The 6,955-nt window shown below is 37.6% G+C and carries 5 protein-coding genes; 1 reads left to right on the top strand and 4 read right to left on the bottom strand.

What is annotated here, in order from left to right; all coding sequences use genetic code 11:
* The first annotated feature begins 331 nt into the window (after positions 1 to 331).
* Positions 332 to 976 carry an outer membrane protein OmpW gene (gene ompW, locus AB204_RS20255; protein ID WP_047965185.1) on the top strand — a complete coding sequence of 215 codons (645 nt, stop codon included), beginning with the start codon at positions 332 to 334 and terminating at the stop codon, positions 974 to 976.
* A 108-nt stretch (positions 977 to 1,084) separates the two neighbouring features.
* On the opposite strand, the gene AB204_RS20250 is transcribed toward ompW, so the two are convergent.
* The 4 genes from AB204_RS20250 to AB204_RS20235 form a co-directional block, all read right to left on the bottom strand.
* Positions 1,085 to 2,086, bottom strand: a complete 1,002-nt coding sequence (locus AB204_RS20250) for a fimbrial protein (RefSeq protein ID WP_047965184.1) — start codon at positions 2,084 to 2,086, stop codon at positions 1,085 to 1,087.
* 53 nt (positions 2,087 to 2,139) lie between these two features.
* Complete coding sequence (locus AB204_RS20245; protein ID WP_053067962.1) at positions 2,140 to 4,707, bottom strand: fimbria/pilus outer membrane usher protein; 2,568 nt, start codon at positions 4,705 to 4,707, stop codon at positions 2,140 to 2,142.
* Between the two features lie 85 nt (positions 4,708 to 4,792).
* Positions 4,793 to 5,479 (bottom strand): fimbrial biogenesis chaperone, encoded by a 687-nt coding sequence (locus AB204_RS20240; RefSeq protein ID WP_235428158.1) that lies wholly within the window; start codon positions 5,477 to 5,479, stop codon positions 4,793 to 4,795.
* 51 nt (positions 5,480 to 5,530) lie between these two features.
* A complete protein-coding gene (locus tag AB204_RS20235) occupies positions 5,531 to 6,061 on the bottom strand; it encodes a fimbrial protein (protein WP_047965182.1) in 531 nt (176 codons plus the stop codon).
* Positions 6,062 to 6,955 lie beyond the last annotated feature (894 nt).

Below are 6,955 nucleotides of genomic sequence, written 5' to 3'. Positions count from 1 at the left end.
TCACTGAGGTTTCTAAAAATGACAGATATATTATAAAAATGTTAATTAACTGAAATATTAAATGGGCTATTTTCAACATAATACTTCTATTCGTAATTTATTATTGATAATCAAAAATTGATATCGAAATACTAACCAAAAACAGTAATAAATTTAATAGTAAGTTAACTTTGATTTGGATCAATTTAAAATACTTCACAGGTGAAATAATAAAATTGTAAGTACTTTATTTTGCCAAAAATCTTTAAAAGATGTGATCTGTCTTAGATCATAATAGTAAACAAACGGGTATATTTCTGACTGTTTTAAAACCACATAATTGGGATGGATAATGAAAAAGATTTCTGCGCTCATCTTGGCTGCGGCTACACTAGCTCCGTCATTCACCTTTGCCCATGAAGCAGGTGATTTCCTGTTCCGTGCAGGTACAGCAACAGTAAGGCCAAATGCTGGCTCTGAAAATGTATTAGGATTGGGATCTTTTGGTGTCAATAATAATACTGAGATGGGTTTAACTTTTGGCTATATGATCACCGACAACATTAGTGTTGAATTATTGGCAGCGACACCATTCCAGCACAAAGTGAGTTTACCTCAAGCTGGTGAAATCGCTGAAGTCAAACATTTACCACCAACCCTAATGGCACAATATTATTTTGGTTCTAGAGAAGATAAATTGCGTCCTTATGTTGGGGTTGGCGTTAACTACACCACATTCTTTAGCGAAAAATTTAATAGTGGTAATACCACTGTACAGACTGCTAATTTAAATAGTTTGGATCTGAAAGATTCTTGGGGAATCGCAGGCCAAGTAGGTTTGGATTATAAACTGGACAAAAACTGGATGCTGAATACCTCACTTTGGTGGATGAATATCGAAACTGACGTGAAATTCAAAGCCGGTGATACGCAGTACAAATATAAAACTCGCCTTGACCCATGGGTCTTCATGTTCGGCGTGGGATATAGTTTCTAACTGTCTGAGTGTTTAGAAGAAGTAAGTTACGTGTGTGTTTGATATAAGAGAGAACCAATGGGGCGTAATTGCCCCATTTTTATACCTGTTACTTGGGCAGTGCTGTTTTTATTGATAAGTTAACGTAATTGTCGCTGTTGCATCCGCTTTGCCCGGTGTAATTGCCGATTCTGTCTGGATATAACGTGCATGCAGTGGAATTGTTATTTTTCCTCCTGACTGGCTGGAACCAGACACAACCGGATTGCGCATTGATACGAGGTGGTTTTGGTATAATATCTGCAAACCGACTCCTTTTGCCGTGACGTTGTCACCATGATCCAATGCCCAGATATTTCTGTTATTCCAGCTTGCAGAGGTTCCATCCAGTGTCAATGTGACATTCACATCAGCATCGCAATCTATTGTGATATCAAAACCCCTCATTCCTACTGTACTGTTAATGCCTCGGAAGTCACTTTTTTTAATATCTCCCATATTGACTGAAATTATCTTTTGACTGAGAGAACAACCTTTGGTCATGATATACGTATTCGACAAATTGAAAGTATGAACAAGGATATTGTGACCTAATTTGGCACGGGTCAATTTTACTGACTTGACAGCACCTGAACCTGTTGTTGGCGCAATCTTGATCAATTGTACTGTTATATAACCCCATGATTTACCACAATATTGATTTTTCCCTTGAAATTGCCATGGTGGAGGGCAAGTGGCTGGATAGGTTGCGGTTCTGGGCAACCAACCAATCCCATAATCGGGTGCCCATGTGTTAATACGAATACCAACCCCCTGAACACCGGATTCATAAATGGCATCATGGTTATAGTTTGCAGGTGCAAGATCGGGTTCTTCCCATGTTGTAGGCGTATGGGGATTGCAGAGGGCAATATTACCTTTTTCATCCACTTGATCCAGACGTATTTCTTTGATAGTTGTCCCGATGGGATGGCTTCGAGGAACTGTAATCATTGTACCAAAAGAAACCTGAGTTGTTCTGGGCACAAAACCCGCTGAATACTGGCAATCATAATCCGCTAAACTATCAAAACTACTCATCGTGCCGATGAAAAATATACTTGCCAATAATAATTTCAATCTGTTGGCCATAGAATGATTTCCACTATTTTTTAATTATATATCAAACAAATATGTCGATACTGTTATTCGCAAAAGGCTTCAATCATGTGCAAACCTGAAGCCGGCTCTTCATCAGGGAGTCGATAATTGACACGACACTCCTGTATTTCTTTGTGTCCCCACTTAACCCATATCTGACCCGATTTAGGAATGCCACTGAGATAAACTTGTCCATCATTGCTGACAATTGCGCTGTTGGATTCATCAATGTCATGCTGTTTTTCCAATGTTGCAGTTGCACCAAATGGGATCTCTTTACCTTTATGGGAAAGTACCATCAAAACGCGATAACCAATGCGAGTCTGAAAATTGGCCAGAGTCAGTGAGCCCTGAGTTGGGATAATAGTTTGCGTATTGATATCAATATCAACGTTGTTACCCATTGAATACGTATCCAGTGCAATGCGGTTTTTCCGATAGTTACTGACATAAGGTACAATGGCATAGCCTTTCCAGTCAGTCTTGATGCCGGTGTGGTTTTGTACTTTGACGCCTGAAGCACCTTTGGCGCGCACTAATGCCAAAGTATCACCCAAAGATTGGGAAAGGGTGATGCCATAAGGATGGACAACAATCCCTCCATTTAAACCATAATTCAGTTGCTTGGAGTATTTGTCGTAATTGTAACCAGCGTTGATTTGACCATAAGATCCCTTATATTCTGCACCGATATTTCCGCCAGCGCCTTTATTGTGGCTGGTATAATTTTGCTGAATGTTATAAATCAGTTTGCCATCTTCAAGAGCTGTACCATTTAAACTAAGTTGATGAGATGTATCACTGTTTTTGCTGCTGGTCATGTTATAGCTTACCCAGCTATTCTTTAGCCAACGATCAAGGGGGATCTGAACACTGAATGAGACAATTTGCTCATTATGAGCCGAGCCGGGGAAAGCACTGTGAGAATAATTCAAGCTATAATTGATTGAATTGTAATTTTTGTTATAACCAGCACTGACATTCCTTTCGTAACCTTTTTGATGCCAATAATTCTGTTGGAAAGCCGATAAATAGATGGCTCCCCAATCACCAAGAGGCTGATTAATATGTAACTGTAATTTACTGCGTTTATTGGTGCTATTGTGGATTATTCCATTAATTGCAGCATCTAACTCATTCGCATCTTTAAAATCGTAAAAATTTTGTGTCGAGTAACGATAACCCGCGAGAGTGAAGTTAGTTCCCGTCTGAGAGAGATCTTTGGCATATTGGAAACGATAAGATTGACCATAAGAACTGGAACCCGATATTAAATTGGTTTTGGCATAAGTAGCATCAAAAGAAAGGGAACCCCAATCAGAGAGACTATAGCCTGTACCCAAGGCGATGGATTGATAATCTTTTGCAATCGTGGCTCCGCCATAGGCAGTGACACGGTTGGAAATTCCATAAATTACCGTACCCTGCATGAAGTAAGGTTCTTTTCCACGATGGGAATTAGATTGATATTTTCCCAAGGTCAGCGAGTGTCGCAGGCTATTTTCCCGTAGCATAAGAGGTACAGTAGAAAAAGTCTGCACAGAACGATGTTCTTTCCCATCGGCTTCCTTGACAATGATCTCCATATCTCCTGTTGAAGTTGTTGGATAGAGATCATTGATAACAAAAGGCCCGGGAGAAACGTAAGATTCATAGATAATGTAACCATTTTGCTTAACGGTGACTTGAGCATTACTTTGGGCAATTCCCCTAATTGTCGGTGCAAATCCTTTTAAGCTATCGGGCAACATATTGTCATCGGAAGACAATTGTATTCCACGAAACTGGAAGCTATCAAAGATAGGTGAGGGTGTGTAACTGTCACCTAATATTAATTGGCTTTTTAGTGCATGAATATCTCGCTGAAGGTATGTACTGATATTTTGCCATTTTCTATTCTGGCTGCTGTAAGTGGAATAGTTCCGCAAACGCCATGCTTCCCAATTGGCACCCATTCTGAGGTTGAGAAAATGGTTTTTTGTTGAGTCGGGTTGATTATCCTGCCAAGTCATAGATCCATTATAGTTATAGTTGAGCAACAGGGACGTTAATCCCTGATCCCACAAATGAGGTGGCACATAGTCTTTCGCCTGACTATTCAAGGCCGCTTGAGGAATACTGATATCCAGTCGCTGGCGTTTGAAATCAAAAGACGTCGATGCCGATGGAATATATTGACCAAGATCAGTGAGTTCTGTTTCTTGCGGCAAATTAAGCAGTTTAGGAGCTGACTCAATATTTACTCCCATTTCTCTGAGTTGTTGTACTTTAAGCTTGGGAGATAGCTTATTATTTACAATAATAAAATCTATATTTCCGGTATCTACTTTTTCCCGATTAAGATAGATATCTACCCAATAATAGCCGGGAGGCTGTTGATCTTCTTGAGTGAAAATTGATAGATCAATATTCTCCGGAAAACCTGAATGGGTTTCCAGCGCATTAATGTTGAAATACTCTTCAGCATAAGCTTTATTGTTATACACCCAAATAAATGTGGTTAACAATGCACAGAGAGGCATCTTACTATATAGGCCACGCAAGCTCAGCTTGATAAATAACGCCCAATTATCAGAAATATTTTGTTGAAGATAATGACGATAGTTATCCATGATAATTTTCTAATTTTGCTATACCCTCCATTATTCAAGTGGTCTTTTGAAGTCTATTGGGTATATAGTTTGTATGATTTTTTAATTACAGCTCACGTTTTTCTTCTGGCATTGTGCCGCCAAAATCATTAATCGTTTTCCAAGTCACTTGATTGATGTTTTGAATAGGAACATCCCAGCTCACTTGCTCAAAAGGCGGGATCATACCGGCAGATTTGATTTCATAATTTTTGGCACCATTACCAGTATATAACCCAGAAAAAGAGATATAATAGGGGGTCGGATTTTTCGCAATAAGTTTGTGACCATCGGCTTTAAACTTCAATGCCTTATAGGCCACGCTGGCATTGTCTGCCAGGCCCGCAGGGCGGAAGAAGAGTTTAAACCGGGATTTTACCGTGATTTGCAATTGATTTTGTTCTGTTTTAGCTGTAGCAGGAATAGACTTGATATTGAGCCAGAACAAAGATTCTCTGTCATCTGGTAAATTATTTCCGATTTTGACAATACGTAAAATATTCTCATTCCCGGCCGTTAATTTAAAAAGCGGGGGAGTGATAATAAAAGGCACTTTAGTTTCATCATGTTCGTCCTGAACCCACGATTGGATGAGATAAGAAATATCGGTTTCTGGATTATTAATGGAAATTGACGCTTCTCTTTGGTCACTAAGATAAACAACACGTGTGCCACCAATGACAACGCCAGCAAGAGAAATATTGGTGCTGAAAATGTAGATAAAAATAAGCATTAAAATGCGAAAGAATTTCAAAATGGCTGCTCCAAACAATATATTGTTTTGGCTTCCCTGCCATAAATTCCGTTAGTTATAAACGATAGTGAAGTTAGCTACTGCATCACCTGAGCCTGGAGTCACTGTCTTATCTATTGCCATATATTTGGCAATGAAATTCAACTGTGTAGCTTTTTTACCTGAAAAAGACTGAGTGCGTGAGTTTTCTGCCAGTGGAATCAATGTGTTACTGTCATCTTCATAAAGAGCGATTGCGACACCTGTAGCTGAACTCTCTTCACTAGCACTGGTTAATGCTAAAAGTTTTGGATTGTTTACATGCGTGTGACCATCAAATTTGACCCGTGCTTCGCCCACTTTTGTAGGGCAGTCCGTCAATTGAATACTAAAGCGAGTAGCGGCGGAGGTACTACCAACTCCATTAAATGAACTTGAACTAATCGTACCCATATTTACGGTTTGATTAATTGAGTTTGAGTCAACTTTACACGCTGTTGCGGTAATTTTTCCCGTAAATTTGATTTCCCCATCAGCAGCGTGCGCGGCAGACATAAATACAGATGAAACAAATAAAGATGAAATAATTAACTTGGTTTTCATTTTTTAATACATCCCACCTCTGCCGAATTGATACGACAGAAAAATAGATTATTGAGTTAACGTTAATGCCGTACATTAATACAGCAAATGGATTGTTTAAATTTACGCCTTAAAAACAACAAAAAAATAACAGTTAATGTTTCCTTATCAACAGACAAGGTGAAGAATATAGTAGCGAGTAATTAGAAAAGTTCAAAATAATAACTTGACTAACTTCAATATTTAGAATTTTTGTGTCGTTAAGTTGAGATTAATAGAATTGTTATTCATAAAGTAGGGTGTTTTTCGAACGTGAATGAGCTTTTATTCTATTTTATAAATTTAATTATTAATTGATGATATTTTGTAAAATAAAAATCGAGAGAAAATACATAAATGTTTTCGATTTTTTTCTTGTTATTTAATTGGATTAAATATTATTTTTTTGTGAAAAGCATTCGGAGGATTGGTTTTTAATCTTAATCTTTTACATAAGTTGGGATTATTTGCTTTACTTATGTGAAATTAAAATAATAACAACCAGAAAAGGTTCATTTATCCCATAGTAATATCTAGCGAGCTATTTTCAGAATTAGTAGGAATGTTTTATTAATATAACAAATGAATAACATCTGAAACAGAATAAATATTTATGTATAGAACGGATTTTGATCTGTCCCTATCATTTTAGTTACAACATACTTATTGAAAATAAAAAACTAAGAATATTTGAAACCAATAAGAAATAATCAAAACCTTGCTATATGCAACAACAAAAAAAATCTCTAAGCCTAAAAATCAATATCTATTTCTGTCCACGTCCATAGAACTTGAGAATACAAAAAGGAGAAGAATTTTATTTCTTCCCCTTTGGAAACCGACTTAAAATCGAAAAACTCTGTATTAATATACAAT

Source organism: Xenorhabdus khoisanae (assembly GCF_001037465.1).
GTDB lineage: Bacteria > Pseudomonadota > Gammaproteobacteria > Enterobacterales > Enterobacteriaceae > Xenorhabdus > Xenorhabdus khoisanae.
Note: the sequence above shows the minus strand (reverse complement) of the source record. Positions and strands in the feature narration are given on the sequence as shown.

Bases quoted from the DNA above. Each gene is read 5' to 3' on its own strand.
- ompW (WP_047965185.1), top strand. From the start codon at position 332: ATGAAAAAGATTTCTGCGCTCATCTTGGCTGCGGCTACACTAGCTCCG.
- AB204_RS20250 (WP_047965184.1), bottom strand. From the start codon at position 2,086: ATGGCCAACAGATTGAAATTATTATTGGCAAGTATATTTTTCATCGGC.
- AB204_RS20245 (WP_053067962.1), bottom strand. From the start codon at position 4,707: ATGGATAACTATCGTCATTATCTTCAACAAAATATTTCTGATAATTGG.
- AB204_RS20235 (WP_047965182.1), bottom strand. From the start codon at position 6,061: ATGAAAACCAAGTTAATTATTTCATCTTTATTTGTTTCATCTGTATTT.